This is a genomic window from Streptomyces sp. NPDC020845 (assembly GCF_044334165.1).
Classification (GTDB): Bacteria; Actinomycetota; Actinomycetes; order Streptomycetales; family Streptomycetaceae; genus Streptomyces.
Genome location: NZ_JBIRSJ010000018.1, coordinates 69,553 through 82,455, shown reverse-complemented (window position 1 = coordinate 82,455; position 12,903 = coordinate 69,553). Strand labels below are relative to the sequence as shown.

The 12,903-nt window shown below is 70.2% G+C and carries 12 protein-coding genes and 1 pseudogene; 7 read left to right on the top strand and 6 right to left on the bottom strand.

The annotated features are described in order from the left end of the window. Positions 1-174: 174 nt before the first annotated feature. Positions 175-585: a cupin domain-containing protein gene (locus ACH4U7_RS40315; protein ID WP_398532747.1), complete on the top strand. Its 411-nt coding sequence runs from the start codon at positions 175-177 to the stop codon at positions 583-585. A 56-nt stretch (positions 586-641) separates the two neighbouring features. Here ACH4U7_RS40315 and ACH4U7_RS40310 read toward each other — a convergent pair whose 3' ends face one another. The 4 genes from ACH4U7_RS40310 to ACH4U7_RS40295 all read right to left on the bottom strand — a co-directional run bounded on the left by ACH4U7_RS40310 (position 642) and on the right by ACH4U7_RS40295 (position 5,142). Further along, positions 642-2,291, bottom strand: a complete 1,650-nt coding sequence (locus ACH4U7_RS40310; protein ID WP_398532746.1) for an allantoin permease — start codon at positions 2,289-2,291, stop codon at positions 642-644. Between the two features lie 280 nt (positions 2,292-2,571). Continuing rightward, entirely contained in the window at positions 2,572-3,693 is a 1,122-nt protein-coding gene (locus ACH4U7_RS40305) for a DNA alkylation repair protein (protein ID WP_398532745.1), read from the bottom strand. A gap of 194 nt (positions 3,694-3,887) precedes the next feature. After that, positions 3,888-4,736, bottom strand: coding sequence for an SDR family NAD(P)-dependent oxidoreductase (locus ACH4U7_RS40300; protein ID WP_398532744.1), 849 nt, complete (start codon positions 4,734-4,736; stop codon positions 3,888-3,890). A 49-nt stretch (positions 4,737-4,785) separates the two neighbouring features. Next, positions 4,786-5,142, bottom strand: coding sequence for a nuclear transport factor 2 family protein (locus ACH4U7_RS40295; protein WP_398532743.1), 357 nt, complete (start codon positions 5,140-5,142; stop codon positions 4,786-4,788). Positions 5,143-5,320: 178 nt separating this feature from the next. Between ACH4U7_RS40295 and ACH4U7_RS40290 the strand changes: the two genes are divergently transcribed. Next, positions 5,321-5,857 (top strand): winged helix-turn-helix transcriptional regulator, encoded by a 537-nt coding sequence (locus ACH4U7_RS40290; RefSeq protein ID WP_398532742.1) that lies wholly within the window; start codon positions 5,321-5,323, stop codon positions 5,855-5,857. A gap of 113 nt (positions 5,858-5,970) precedes the next feature. Here the strand turns inward: ACH4U7_RS40290 and ACH4U7_RS40285 are convergent, their stop codons facing one another. Next, a complete protein-coding gene (locus ACH4U7_RS40285) occupies positions 5,971-7,461 on the bottom strand; it encodes a hypothetical protein (RefSeq protein WP_398532741.1) in 1,491 nt (496 codons plus the stop codon). Between the two features lie 126 nt (positions 7,462-7,587). Beyond that, positions 7,588-7,960: pseudogene (locus ACH4U7_RS40280) on the bottom strand (SDR family NAD(P)-dependent oxidoreductase). Between the two features lie 413 nt (positions 7,961-8,373). Here ACH4U7_RS40280 and ACH4U7_RS40275 point away from each other — a divergent pair. From ACH4U7_RS40275 to ACH4U7_RS40255, 5 genes are all read left to right on the top strand, one after another. Beyond that, positions 8,374-8,931: a YciI family protein gene (locus ACH4U7_RS40275; protein ID WP_398532740.1), complete on the top strand. Its 558-nt coding sequence runs from the start codon at positions 8,374-8,376 to the stop codon at positions 8,929-8,931. Between the two features lie 217 nt (positions 8,932-9,148). Then, positions 9,149-9,724 (top strand): YceI family protein, encoded by a 576-nt coding sequence (locus ACH4U7_RS40270; protein WP_398532739.1) that lies wholly within the window; start codon positions 9,149-9,151, stop codon positions 9,722-9,724. 357 nt (positions 9,725-10,081) lie between these two features. Continuing rightward, positions 10,082-11,815, top strand: a complete 1,734-nt coding sequence (locus tag ACH4U7_RS40265) for a SulP family inorganic anion transporter (protein ID WP_398532738.1) — start codon at positions 10,082-10,084, stop codon at positions 11,813-11,815. Beyond that, positions 11,812-12,219 (top strand): pyridoxamine 5'-phosphate oxidase family protein, encoded by a 408-nt coding sequence (locus ACH4U7_RS40260; protein WP_398532737.1) that lies wholly within the window; start codon positions 11,812-11,814, stop codon positions 12,217-12,219. The genes ACH4U7_RS40265 and ACH4U7_RS40260 overlap by 4 nt, the downstream gene beginning before the upstream one ends. Continuing rightward, positions 12,219-12,644, top strand: coding sequence for an ATP-binding protein (locus tag ACH4U7_RS40255; RefSeq protein ID WP_398532736.1), 426 nt, complete (start codon positions 12,219-12,221; stop codon positions 12,642-12,644). Before ACH4U7_RS40260 ends, ACH4U7_RS40255 begins: the two co-directional genes overlap by 1 nt. Positions 12,645-12,903 lie beyond the last annotated feature (259 nt).

Sequence of the window (12,903 nt, the reverse complement as noted above, 5' to 3'; positions counted from 1 at the left end):
TCCAGGAGGGGAGGCCGGTGGCCTCCCCTCCATCGGTATCCGCGCCACTCCCGGACGCCCCCCGCTCTCGAGCAGGCCGCCCAGGCGGGCCCGGGCCGGTGCGCCACGCAGGGCTGTCACAAACGGGGAGGCCGTCCGGTCCTTCCTTGCGACAGTTCCTGTTGGGAGAAGTACATGAGCGCTGAGCACGCACACCTGCCCCCAGGCGTTGAGGTCATCACGACCCTGCCGGAGGCGACGGCCCGGATCCCGGCCGGCGCCGAGGCCAGGACCATCCGGGTCACCCTGCCGCCCGGTGACCCCGGCGCGCCGCCGCACCGGCACCCCGGGCCGCTCTTCGGCTATGTGACCGAGGGCGAGATCCTCTTCGAGCTGGAGGGGCAGCCGCCCCGGGTGATCAAGGCCGGTGAAGCCCTGTTCGAGCCCGGGGGCGACGTGATCCACTACCAGGGCGCCAACAACCTTCCGGACGCGCGGTCGCAGCTGGTGGTGACCATGTTCGCGCCGCCGGGTACCCCGGTTCTGACCGTGGTCAGCGCGGAGGAGCTGGCCGAACGACGACACCTACGGGTTGGCCGGCCGTGAGGTAGAAGCACCGCCTGCGGCAGACGGTGATGGCGCCGGGCACAGGGCGGGGATCGCTACGTGGTGGTCGGCAGCACGTGATCCCCGACCTTGTCCGTGCTCAGGCACAGCGAGCAGACGACCGCGCCGTGGGTGGCGCAGGCGGTCAGGTCGGGGCGCTCGTAGGGCTGGTGGCAGACGTGGCAGTCGAGGGTGAGTGCGCTCGGGTTGCCGTCGGCGTCCAGGAGAGGCTCGGCGATGCCGTCGTCGGTGCGGCGCAGGTAGTACCTGCCCTTGGTGGTGATCGCCATCAGCGGGGTGAGGACGAAGGCGATCACCGCGGCGGCGACCGGGGAGTACGGCTGGAGGGTGTCGCCGAGGAGGTGGAAGTACATGGCGATCGACAATCCCGAGGCGGCGACGAACGCCACGACGCCGACCGGGTTGACGGCGTACAGCATGCCGCGGCGGAACTCCGGCTGGAGCGGGGAGATCTTCAGCAGGTACTTGTTGACCCCGATGTCGGTGGCGACGGTGACGACCCAGGCGATGGCGCAGTTGGAGTAGAAGCCCAGGATGTCGTTGAGGAAGCTGAACATGTCGGCTTCCATCAGGGCGAGCGCGAAGCCCAGATTGACCAGGACGAAGACCATGCGGCCCGGATAGTGCTTGGTGACCCGGGTGAAGGAGTTCGTCCACGCCAGCGAACCGGAGTACGCGTTCGTCACGTTGATCTTGATCTGGCTGATGACCACCAGGGCCACGGCCAGCGGGACGACCATCCAGGACGGCATCATCGCGTCGAACGCTCCACGGAACTGCTGGATCGGCTCGGTCGCGGCGGCCGGGCCGACCTTGGCGAGGATGTATACGGCGAGGAAGACGCCGATGGCCTGCTTCAGCGCGCCGAGCACCACCCAGCCGGGGCCCGCCATGATCACGGCGGCCCACCAACCCCGCTTGTTCGCCTCGGTCTTGGGCGGCATGAAACGCAGGTAGTCGATCTGCTCACCGATCTGCGCGATGAGCGAGAGACACACGCCCGCACCGAGGAGTACGGAGGCGGTGTTGACGCCACCGTCGCCGTCCGTGCCGGTGTAGGCCAGGAAGCGGTCGACCGTGCCGGGGTCGGTGATGACCAGATAGACCAGCGGTCCGACCATGAGCAGCAGCCAGATCGGGGTGGTCCACACCTGGAGCTTGCTCAGGGCCTTCATGCCGTAGATCACCAGGGGGATGACCATGAGAGTGGAGACCAGATAGCCCAGCCACAGCGGGAGCCCGAGGCCGAGCTTGAGGCCCTGAGCCATGATCGAGCCTTCGAGGGCGAAGAAGATGAAGGTGAAGCTGGCGAAGATGACACTGGTCAGCACGGAGCCGTAGTAGCCGAAGCCGGAACCGCGCGTGATCAGGTCCAGGTCGATGTTGTAGCGGGCGCCGTAGTAGGCGAGCGGGAAGCCGGTGATGAAGATGACCGCAGCGGCTACGGCGATTGCCACCAATGCGTTGCCCGTGCCGTGCGCCAGACCGATGCCGGCGCCGATGGAGAAGTCGGCCATGTAGGCGATGCCGCCGAGTGCGGTGGTGGCCACGACCATCGGGGTCCAGCGGCGGTAACTGCGGGGAGCGAAACGGAGGGTGTAGTCCTCCAGTGTCTCCTTGACCGCTTGATCAGTGGTGGTCATCGTCGTGCCTGTTGTCTTCAACGGTGACTCGGTGGTGCTCATGTCGCGCCTCCCGATGGTGCTGGGCGCCGGTGCTGCGATGCAGTGGAGAGCCCCGCGTGGCGTCATCGGCAGAACGGGGAGTCTCGACGGGCTGTCATGAGTCGTTCCGGCGGCCCTGTATACGACTCGGATCCCACGGCCGATCACGCTAGAAAGCAGTTGTTACCGTCGAATTCCCCTTGTCATGAACGCAATGTTTCCGGGAGCTCACGGCGAACGTCACGCGACGGCTGTGCAGCGGGGGGCTCGGGAGGCAATCAACCCTCCGCCTCGAACAGCGCTACTTGGCGTCGGTTTCTCCGAGGCCGAACTCCACCAGGCCGTGCTGCTGGCCATTGACCTGGAGCTGCACGGCGTGGGTTCCGGGGTAGTAGACCCGGGTGCTGATGGGGCGGAAAGAGTGGCGGCGTACCAGGTCGGCGGATTCCCCAGGGGCCAGATTGCGCTTGGTGAGTTTGAACACCTTGGGCGCCAGCTTTCCGTTCGCCTTCTTGTGGTGGATGACGTAGTCGATGGCCAGGGAGACGGGCTGGTCGGAGACGTTCTTGATGTGTGCGGTGAAGGTGAGGGTGCCGCCGACGGGGATGGCGGTGTCGGCCAGCAGCGGGCCGGTCACCTGGAGGCTTTCGCGGCTGCCGTGGAAGCCGACCAGTTCCAGGGCTTTCGGGTCGCCTTTCTTGACGAGGGTACGCATGGCGTGGCGTACCAGGGCGGGCGTGGTGGACGCCGCCGGGTGGTCCATCCATCGCGCGGCCGTCTCGGCGGCGAGGTGGGAGTCGAGGCGCGAGATGTCGTTGAGGTGGTTGGCCACCGAGCGGCGTACGTCTGCGGAGGTGTCGGTGTGCAGTTCCCCCAGCAGGGGGACGGTGGCTCGGGGGTTGCGGTTGAGTTCGGGGACCTGTCGGGCCCAGGGCAGTTTGGGGCGGGTCCCCTCGCTGGCCAGTCGGCGAACCGCGGGGTCGGGGGAGCCGGTCCACGCCGATGCTGTGGCCAGGGTGCGTGCCAGGTCGGTGTTCAAGAAGGTGCGCAGTGCGAACTCGCCGGTCAGACGCGGGGTGAGCTGCGCCAGCAGAGCGAGGCCGTCGTCGAAGTGCTCGGTGGTGCCGGATACGGTGGCCGCCGTGGCGACGGCTTCGGTGACGGGCCAGATCATCCAGCCTGTCAGGTCCTCGCGTCGCAGGGCCTTGCGTACGGCGCCCGCCAGGTGCGGGTAGTCGAGGCCGGAGTCGGCCAGCAGCGCGTCGCCCACGGTGCGCGCCCGTTCGCTGAGTCCGAGCGAGCCGAGCGTGGTGGAGCTGTCCGCGACGGTCTGCCAGCGAGCGGTGGAGGGCGAGGTGTCCTGGAGGATGGCGGCGAGCTGGCGGATGCTGTCAGGGCTGATCAGCTCATCGGCGGTGGGCACGGATCCTCCAGGGATCGAGGGTTGTTCGGGCGGAACGAGATGGTGCCTGGGGCGTGTTTCGGCGCGGTGTTCGTCAGTGTCGAGTGGCGGATGGTGTGTGGGCACCGTATCGGGCGCCCGCACACCACGGCGTGTCAGTGGCCGGACCTGTTGCCGAGGGTGATCAGCCGGGCGGGCTGCCCTGGATGCCGCGGTTACGGTGCGGGGTCGGGAGGGAAGTCGGCGCCGCGTGACTCGGCTTCGTAAGCGCGTACCTCGGCGAGCATGTCTTCGAGCCGACCGTGGACGGCGTCGTAGCCGGCGGCGCCGAGGACGATCCGGCGGGGAGGGGTCTGCTGCCGCATGGCGTTCATGACGGCCCGGACGCCGCGGGCGGGATCTCCCGGCTGCCTGCCGTCCTGGCCGATCATGGCGGTGCGGACGGTCTCGAGGAACGGCAGGTAGGCATCGACGGTCTCGGCCACCGGCTCGTCGGCGAAGCTCGCGTAGGCGCGGGTGCGGAAGGCGCCGGGTTCGACGGCCAGCACATGGATGCCGAACGGCTCCACTTCCTCGCGCAGCGCGTCGGTGAGGCCTTCGAGAGCGTGCTTGGCGGCGCTGTAGTAGCCGAAGCCGGGCACGCTTTTGAGGCCGGCGACCGAGGACATGTTGATGATCCATCCGCTGTGGCGGGCGCGCATACCCGGCAGTACGGCGCGCAGGATCGCGGTGACGGAGAAGAAGTTCAGCTCGAAGGAGCGCCGCACGTCGGCGTCGGGCATGCCCTCCACCGAGCCGTACCAGCCGCGGCCGGCGTTGTTGACCAGGACGTCGATGCGGCCGAAGCGCTCCTCCGCGGTGGCCACGGCGTCGCGGATCCGCTGGGTGTCGGTGACGTCCAGCGGCAGGACGAGCGCGTTGTCGCCGTGGCGGCTCGCCCAGTCGTCGAGCAGGTGCGGGCGGCGGGCGGTGAGTACGACGTTGTCGCCGGCCGCCAGGGCGGCCTCGGCGTAGGCCATGCCGAATCCGCCGGGGGTGCCGCCGGTGATGAACCAGGTTTTCATGGGTGCCTCGTGAACGGTGTGGCGCTGGGGTGGCGGGCCGGGCGGGCCGTCAGGGGGCGATGACGAGGCGGCGGATCAGGCCCTCGTCGAGGGTGAAGCGGTAGCGCAGATCAACGCTGCCGCCGGGGAAGTCGCCCTCGAGGTGCTGGGTGACGGTGTACTGACCGACTCCGGTGTGCTCGGCCGCGACGGGCGTTGTGGTGTAGGTGAACTCGGTGCGGATCTGCTCCAGCCAGCCGGTGATGGCGTCGATTCCCTCGTAGGTGTGGCCGTCGTCGGTGATGCTCGCCTCAGGCGTGAGGGTGGCGGCGACAGCGGGGATGTCGTGCGTGTCGTGGGCGTGCAGGTGGCGGGTGACGACCTCGGGCACGTCGGTGAGGTCGATGGGGCGGGGGATGGCGGTCATGGCTGTCTCTCCTGAAGGGTCGGGTTGACGGTGGCCCGAGCGCGCCGGCCGGGGAGGGGGCATCGGCGCTGGACCCAGGGGCGGGGGTGTCCCGCGCGGGCACGCAGGGCCGCGGCACCAGCAACTGCTAAAATAGAAGCCAGTAACTTCTACTTTAGCAGTAACTCGGGAGGATGCCATGCCGAGCCGGATCCGGCTGGAGGATCGTGAGTGTCCGCTGTCGACGACGGTGGAGCACGTGGGGGAGTGGTGGACGCTGCTGATCCTCCACGACGCCTTCGACGGCTACACGCGCTTCGATCAGTTCCAGCAGAGCCTGGGCATCTCCACCAGCATGCTCACCACCCGGCTCAAGACCCTGGTTGCCGACGGCCTGCTGGAGCGGCGGCCCTACCAGACCAACCCGGCCCGCCACGAGTACGTGCTCACCGAGCGCGGCCGCTCCCTGCGCCCCGTGATCGTCGCCCTGGCCGCCTGGGGCAACCAGCACCTGGCCCCCGAGGACCGCTCGATGATCCTCGTGGACGCCGCGACCGGTGACGAGGCCGAACCGGTGGTGGTGGACGCGCGCACCGGCAAGCGCCTCGACGACAGCGACGCGTACGTGTTCACCGCCGGCCCGGCGGCCAGTGCGCCGATGCGGGCACGCTATGACGAACTGGACCGGCAGCGGCACGTGCCCGCCCCGCCCCGGGCGGCACGGGCGACGGCGTAACCCGCGGCCTGCCCCACCCGCACTGTCCGTCGACCGGCGCCGCCCGGTGAAGGGACGGGATTCGCCATGACGGCCCGCATCGTCCTCGGGACAGTGCCGGCACCGCGCAACCGTCAGCTGACTGATGCGCTCCAGCCATCTGGGGCGGCGACGCGCATGGCTCCGTGGTGCAGGTCGAGGCTGCAGGCGGCAGTGGGCCTCCCTGTTTGGGTGAGTTGGCCGGGGCCCTGGAAGGCGTCGGTGTGAAGGCGGAAGGCGTCGGGCTCGGCGCAGCTGACGGTACGTAGCCGCCAGGGCGATGAGGGGGGCTCGTCGCGGCGGGGCGGCAGGGCGAGTTGGAGTTCCGCGGCGGCCGGACGCTCTGTGCGGTAGTTGGTGTGCGCCGCCGTCCAGGCGGCCATGACGAGAGCTGCCTGCGCGGGCGTGCCGAACACGGGTGAGCCGTCGGCGAGGGAGGGGGGCGTCCGTTCGGGAGACCGGGGCATCTCGATGATGTCCGGGCGGTCGGCGCGCTCCTTGAGAATGGCGGCGATCCAGCGGGTGAGAGCCGGGCCGCTCCGGTCGGCCCAGGTGCGGATCACGTCACGGAAGGCTGCCTCGCGGCGGGCGGCGCCGCGTCGCGACCCCGCGGCAAGGATCGCTTCACCCGCTCCTGCGAAAGCCCGGCACAGATCGAGCACCGGGACACGATCGGCACGGGCGGCGTAACGCACCGAGCGGAGCTCCCACATGGCGTGGCGCAGCAGGATCGCGGCGGCCCGGGCGTCGGCCCCCAGGTCTCCGGCGGGCGGTGGAAGTAGGCGGTCCGACTGGCCGGTGCGGGGCGGGGTGACCGCGTCGGCGCGTCGGCCGGCGGCCGACAGATGCCATGAGCGGTCGTCAAGGCGGTACTCGCCGCTTGCGGCGCGGAGCCGGCCGCCCGTGCCCAGAGATATCTCAATCCTGCCCGCGCCGGGGTCCAGGGCCGCTCCCCGGGTGGCGGAGAGGTCGAAGACGGCGTCGGTGACGCCCTCCAGCGCCACGTTCAGCAGGGCAGGTTGCGCGGGCATGCTCTCGTCGACTGCGTACCTGCGGGGAGCGACCAACTGGAGGAAGGCGGTCAAGCGAGTCCCGGCGCGCTCCACTCGAAGGTGGCGGACGGCCGCCGTCGCCAGGTCGTAGTCGGGGACCAGGTCATCCACTGTCGGCTGGGTGAGCCGGCATGCCGGTGTCATGACGTCTCCGCGGTAGTCACGGCCCGGTGTGTCCGGCTTGGCCGGCGGCAGGAGCGGTTCAAGTTCGTACCCCGCGATTGCGGCCTGCTCGGTCATCCACCTCCGCCGCCGCTCGCCAAGACCGGCCATCCACTCCAACGCGGTCAGAGCCCGGCGCTCGCGCTTGTCGGCGCTGGCCGTGCTCGCGGCCCAGAACAGCGGAAAGAGGTTGTTGTCCCACACATCCGATGCCGCACGAATCGCTTCCCGGTCGTAGCGGCGGACGTCCGCCGCGGCATCCGCGATCTGCTCGACCGAGCGGTCCAAGAGAGCCGCCAGCGCAGGCATGGCCGATGCGCGGCTCGCGCGTGCGGGTGGAGTACCGGGCGGCAGGGAATGAGGGTCGGTCATGTCGCGATCGTGGCACACCATGGGGCGCGTCTCGCACCGCTATGTCAACGGCAGAGCGCTCACCGCGCGCGCTGACGGCCCGACTCCGTCGCGCGGCAGATGGGCGACCGCGGTTGACGGCCGGGTTCAGGACCAGGCGATGTCGCCGTGTCGGTCGACGAAGCGGCGGAGCCCGCGCCGGGCTTCTCAGTGGCGAGGGCGACGATCGCGTCCGTACCCTCGGTGACGGTCTGCGTGCCGCTGTCGCCGGTGAGATCGGTGGCGGTGTAGCCGGGGTCGGCGGCATTGATCCGGATGTCCGGCAGAGCCTTGGCGTATTGGGTGGTCAACATGGTCAGCGCCGCCTTGGGACGAACCGCGTTCCGAGCGCGGCGGCGGCCTCCGCGCCCCGCTCCGGGGCGCGGGCGCCGACGAGCACGGTGTGGCCGAGCTCGATGAGGCGGCGGGCGGTCTCGCGGCCGAGACCCTTGTTGGCTCCGGAGATGAATATGGTGGTCATACATCCATGGTTCGGCCACCTGCGGGCGCCGGCCAAAGCCCCCTCGGCGGTAGGAACAGCAGTGCCACCTCGATCGCGCCGCGGGCCGGGCCACCGGGCTGCAGGGTTGCGGATCTGCCGGTGAGTCCGACACGCCGCGCGGCCGGGCTGCGCCGCGAAGAGCTTGCCGACCTTGCCCGGTGGACTACATCGTGCGCCTGGAGCGGCGGCGGGCCACCACGCCCTCGCCGCGGACCGGCGGCTGATCGGGTGGAGCCGCCACGGACGCCGGCCGCCCTGGCCGCCCACCAGGAGCACCACAAGACCGTTGAACTCCCCGCAGCCGGGCCGGTCACCGTGGACTGCGATGTGATGACCGACGGCGAGGTGAAACTCGCTCGCCCTGGTCACGTCCTTGACGAGACCCTATGGGCATGGAATTCCTCTGTTACCACCGCGACCGGCCCGGCTCCCTGCCGCTCCGCGACGAGCTACTGGAAGAGCATTGGTCCTATATGGACCAGTACGCAAAGGAGATGATCGCCCGGGGCCCGACCCTCGCCGACGACGGCGACACACCCACCGTCACCGGAAGCGTGCACATCGTGGACCTGCCCGATCCCGCCGCTGCCCGCGCGTTCGCCTTCGACGAGCCGAACTACCAGGCCGGCGTCTACCGGGATGTGCTGCTGCGAAGGTGGCGCAACACCCTGGGGCGCACCATGTGGGACTTTCCCGGCGGCCGGACCGGCGGCAATCGATATCTGGTGCTCGGCCTCGGCGCGGGGCAGGCCGCCGACCTCGCTGTGCCGCCCGACCGGGACGAGCTGATCGCCTACGGACCACTGCTGTCCGACGACGGCGCCACCTGGCTCGGCACGGCGGCGCTGGTCCGGGCGCCGGACCCGGACACGGCCCGCGCCATCCTGACCCCGGACCGGTACGCCGACATTGAGGTGCACAACTGGCAGTTCGGCGGGCGACCGTCATAGCCCGAGGTCTGTCCGGCCGACACCACCGCCGAAGTCCGCCGGATCGCGCAGGCCCGGCCGACGCCGGAGCCCCGGTGGTGTCGCCGCTGCGTGTGTGGATGGCCCGGCTGGGGCCGCCTCTCAGTGGCTGACCCGGACCCGGACGACTGAGCGGCGCCCCGACGGCTACCTGAAGAGCGCCCACTGGAAGGCCCATTTGTCACGTACAGTCAAGTCCGTGACGTTGAGTAATGGAGTGTATGGCTTCGGGCCGTCGGCCGGCCGCCTGCTGATCAAGACCAGCCGCGTCGGCCTCGGCCGGAAGGCGGGTCACGACCTCACCATCGAGGCCACCCGATGGGCCGGGAAGGCGGTGGTCGTCGCCGACGATCCTGGGAAGTCATCGGTGACCGTGGAGGTCGAGACGGGTTCGCTGACCGTCCGGGAGGGGGTCGGCGGGCTCAAACCAATCGCCGACACCGACCGGGCCCAGATCAAAAGGACGCTGGAAGGCGAGGCTCTGCTGCACACCTCGCGGCACCCCACCATCGTCTTCCGTTCCACCGGCATCACGGGAACGCTTCAGTCGTTCGAGATCACCGGCGACCTCACCATCAAGGGCCGGACACACCCAGCGACCGTGCACGGTGGCAGCGATGGGAACGGAATGGTGTGCGGGTGGGGAACCATCACCCAATCCACCTGGGGGATCAAGCCGTACACAGCGTTCCTGGGCGCGCTGAAACTGGCCGACGAAGTCCGGATCGAGTATGCGGTGACCGAACTCGAACGGATGCCCGACCTGGACGGCTGAGCCGGATGGCTGAGCCGGACGCGCCGGGAGACAGCAGACACTGACGAGGCGCCCCCGCGGGCTCCACGCAGCACGGGCGACGGCTGAACAGGCGAGCTCGGCAGCGCCAAGACCGGAACCGCCTGTTGAGGCATCCGTAACATGCGGAATTGCAAAATTTCGCAATTGGTTAGATGCTGTCTTGGCTGTGTCCGTCGTCCCGTCCCTGCGGGCACAGCGTTTCGTGTCCGCCCCCCGAGGTGGGGCTCGTAGGGGAAGCCGAGGGGTTGTGTCCGTTCCGCTGTACCAGGCCAAGGCCGAGTTCTTCCGCAGGCTGGGGCTGCCGGCCGGGCTGAGGAAAGCCGGGGTCGCCGCGTGATGACCTCGGGACTCGGCCGGGTGTGGGCCCGGATCGCATCGCTGCTGCCTGCCCGTGTCGACCTGGTGGAGGTGGGGCGCAACCCCCGGCGGGACCTGTTGGCCGGGCTGACCGTGGCGATCGTGGCGCTGCCGCTCGCCCTCGGCTTCGGGGTCTCGTCCGGGCTGGGCGCGGAGGCGGGACTGGCGACCGCTGTTGTCGCGGGGGCGCTGGCGGCGTTGTTCGGCGGGTCGAACCTTCAGGTGTCGGGGCCGACCGGTGCGATGACAGTGGTTCTCGTGCCGATCGTCGGCGAGTACGGGCCGGCCGGCGTTCTCACGGTCGGTCTGATGGCCGGTGCGATGCTTGTCGCCCTGGCCGCGCTGAAGGCCGGGCGCTATATGCAGTATGTGCCCGCGCCGGTCGTCGAGGGTTTCACTCTGGGCATCGCCTGCGTGATCGGCTTGCAGCAGGTCCCGAACGCGCTCGGCGTGCCCAAGCCGGAGGGGGACCGGGTGCTCGTCGTCACGTGGCGGGCGTTCCGGGAGTTCGGCGAGGCCCCGAACTGGACAGCCGTCGGCTTCGCCGCCGCGGTGGCCGTGGTCATGCTCGTCGGCGCCCGGTGGCGCCCGACCGTGCCGTTCTCCATCGTCGCGGTGGTAGCCGCCACCGTTGTGGCGCAGGCCGCTCATCTGGACGCGGCGAAGCCGATCGGCGATCTGCCGTCCGGGCTGCCTGTGCCGTCTCTCTCCTTCCTCGACCTCGGCTCGTTGGGCACGCTGCTCGCTCCCGCGGTGGCGGTCGCCGCGCTGGCCGCCCTGGAGTCCCTGCTGTCGGCCTCGGTTGCCGACGGCATGACGGTCGGTCAGCAGCACGACCCGGACCGTGAGCTGTTCGGCCAGGGGCTGGCCAACATAGCCGCCCCGCTGTTCGGCGGGGTTCCCGCGACCGGCGCGATCGCCCGCACCGCGGTCAACGTCCGCACCGGGGCGACCTCCCGGCTCGCCGCGCTCACCCACGCCGCAATCCTCGCTGTGATCGTCTTCGCCGCCGCGCCCCTCGTCTCCAAGATTCCGCTCGCGGCGCTGGCGGGCGTGCTGCTGGCCACGGCGATCCGCATGGTCGAGGTCGGTTCGCTGCGGGCGATGGTGAAGGCGACCCGTTCGGACGCGTTGATCCTCGTCCTGACGGCCGTCGCGACCCTTGCCCTGGACCTCGTGTACGCCGTCGTCATCGGCTTGGCCGTCGCGGGTGCCCTCGCGCTGCGTGCCGTCGCCAATCAGGCACGCTTCGACCAGGTGCCCCTTGACCGGGGCGACCACAGTGCGGAAGAGCACGCCCTGCTGGCGGAGCACATCGTCGCCTACCGCATCGACGGCCCGCTGTTCTTCGCCGCCGCCCACCGCTTCCTGCTGGAGCTGACCGAGGTGGCCGACGTGCGCGTGGTGATCCTGCGCATGTCGCGGGTGTCGACGATGGACGCGACCGGGGCCCTCGTCCTCAAGGACGCTGTGGAGAAGCTGGAGCGGCGCGGCATCCTCGTCCTCGCCTCCGGGATACGCCCCGGGCAGCTCCAGGTTCTCGACTCCGTCGGCGCTCTCGACCTGCTGCGGTACGAAGGCCGGGAGTACGCCACCACCCCCGAGGCGATCCGCGGCGCCCGCGACCACCTGGAGCGCGTCGGCGTCCTGCCTGCCCTTCCCGCCCTTTCCGCCCCCGAACCCCGGACCTCCGGCGAGGAAGCCGCGCGATGAGCACTCCTCCTGTTCCCCTCCGTATGGTCGAGATCTCCGGTGCGGAGGCCCTGTGGCTGCTGGAGGGCAGCACACTGGGGCGGCTGGTGTATGTGCAGCGAGACCTGACCGTGGTGCGGCCCGCCCGCCACGCGTGGGAGTACGGCCGTCTGGTCGTCCGTACGCCCGTCCCCGCCGCCGCGGTGCCCGCGACGGTGACGTATCACGCGGAAGAGATCGGCGCCGTGCCCGGCACCGGCTGGACGGTCACCGTCTCCGGCCCCGCCGAAGTGATCGCCGACCCCGACGAGGCCGCCCACCACCGGCGCTCTCTCATCGGCTGGATCCATGGCCCGCACGACACCCTGCTGCGTATCCACCCCAAGACGGTGACGGGCTTCCGCCTCGCCCGAGCGGAGGCGTGATGTTCACACAGCTCCAAGCCCTGCCCCACCGGCATGTGCTCACGCTGCCCAGCGAACCCGCCGCCGTCCGCAGCGCCCGCGAGACGGCCGAGCAGGCCCTGGTCGAGTGGGGGATCGGTCTGCGCCACCCCGTGGTGGGCCCGGCCCTGCTGATCGTCAGTGAGCTGGTCACCAACAGTGTCCGGCATGCCGCCGAGCTCTCCCCGCAGCTCACGGTGATCTACGCGGCGAGCGCGGACCACCTGGCTTTCGCCGTTCATGACCGACACCCCTACCAGCCGCCGCTGTCCGAGCTGGCCAACAGCGCCGGGACCAGCGGCTTGGCCACCGTCATGGAACTCACCTTCGCTCAGGCAGGCAGCGCGATCATCCGCGGCGACGCCGACGGCCAGGGCAAGAGCATCTGGATCACCCTCCCCCTCTGACCGAACCGCAGCCCGTCATCGGCAACCCCCGCAGGGAAGCTCACTGCCATGACCATCGACCGCCGCCGCGGACACCGGAGCCCGGACGCCATACGCCGCTTCAGGGGACGCGGGAAACAGATGGTCACCGCAGTGCTTCGCGGCCGGTTCCTCGGCGCGGATTCGGTCTGGCCGGTGCCGCACGCGAGGATAGGCCGCATGTTCTTGATGAGTGGGTGGATGCGATGCGCCGAAGTCCGGCCGGTGGGGCCGTGCTGCT

Coding starts and splice junctions, on each gene's coding strand:
- ACH4U7_RS40295 (WP_398532743.1), bottom strand. CDS start 5,142: ATGACCGCCATCCCCCGCCCCATCGACCTCACCGACGTGCCCGAGGTC.
- ACH4U7_RS40255 (WP_398532736.1), top strand. CDS start 12,219: ATGTTCACACAGCTCCAAGCCCTGCCCCACCGGCATGTGCTCACGCTG.
- ACH4U7_RS40290 (WP_398532742.1), top strand. CDS start 5,321: ATGCCGAGCCGGATCCGGCTGGAGGATCGTGAGTGTCCGCTGTCGACG.
- ACH4U7_RS40300 (WP_398532744.1), bottom strand. CDS start 4,736: ATGAAAACCTGGTTCATCACCGGCGGCACCCCCGGCGGATTCGGCATG.
- ACH4U7_RS40260 (WP_398532737.1), top strand. CDS start 11,812: ATGAGCACTCCTCCTGTTCCCCTCCGTATGGTCGAGATCTCCGGTGCG.
- ACH4U7_RS40265 (WP_398532738.1), top strand. CDS start 10,082: ATGACCTCGGGACTCGGCCGGGTGTGGGCCCGGATCGCATCGCTGCTG.
- ACH4U7_RS40285 (WP_398532741.1), bottom strand. CDS start 7,461: ATGACCGACCCTCATTCCCTGCCGCCCGGTACTCCACCCGCACGCGCG.
- ACH4U7_RS40310 (WP_398532746.1), bottom strand. CDS start 2,291: ATGAGCACCACCGAGTCACCGTTGAAGACAACAGGCACGACGATGACC.
- ACH4U7_RS40315 (WP_398532747.1), top strand. CDS start 175: ATGAGCGCTGAGCACGCACACCTGCCCCCAGGCGTTGAGGTCATCACG.
- ACH4U7_RS40275 (WP_398532740.1), top strand. CDS start 8,374: ATGGAATTCCTCTGTTACCACCGCGACCGGCCCGGCTCCCTGCCGCTC.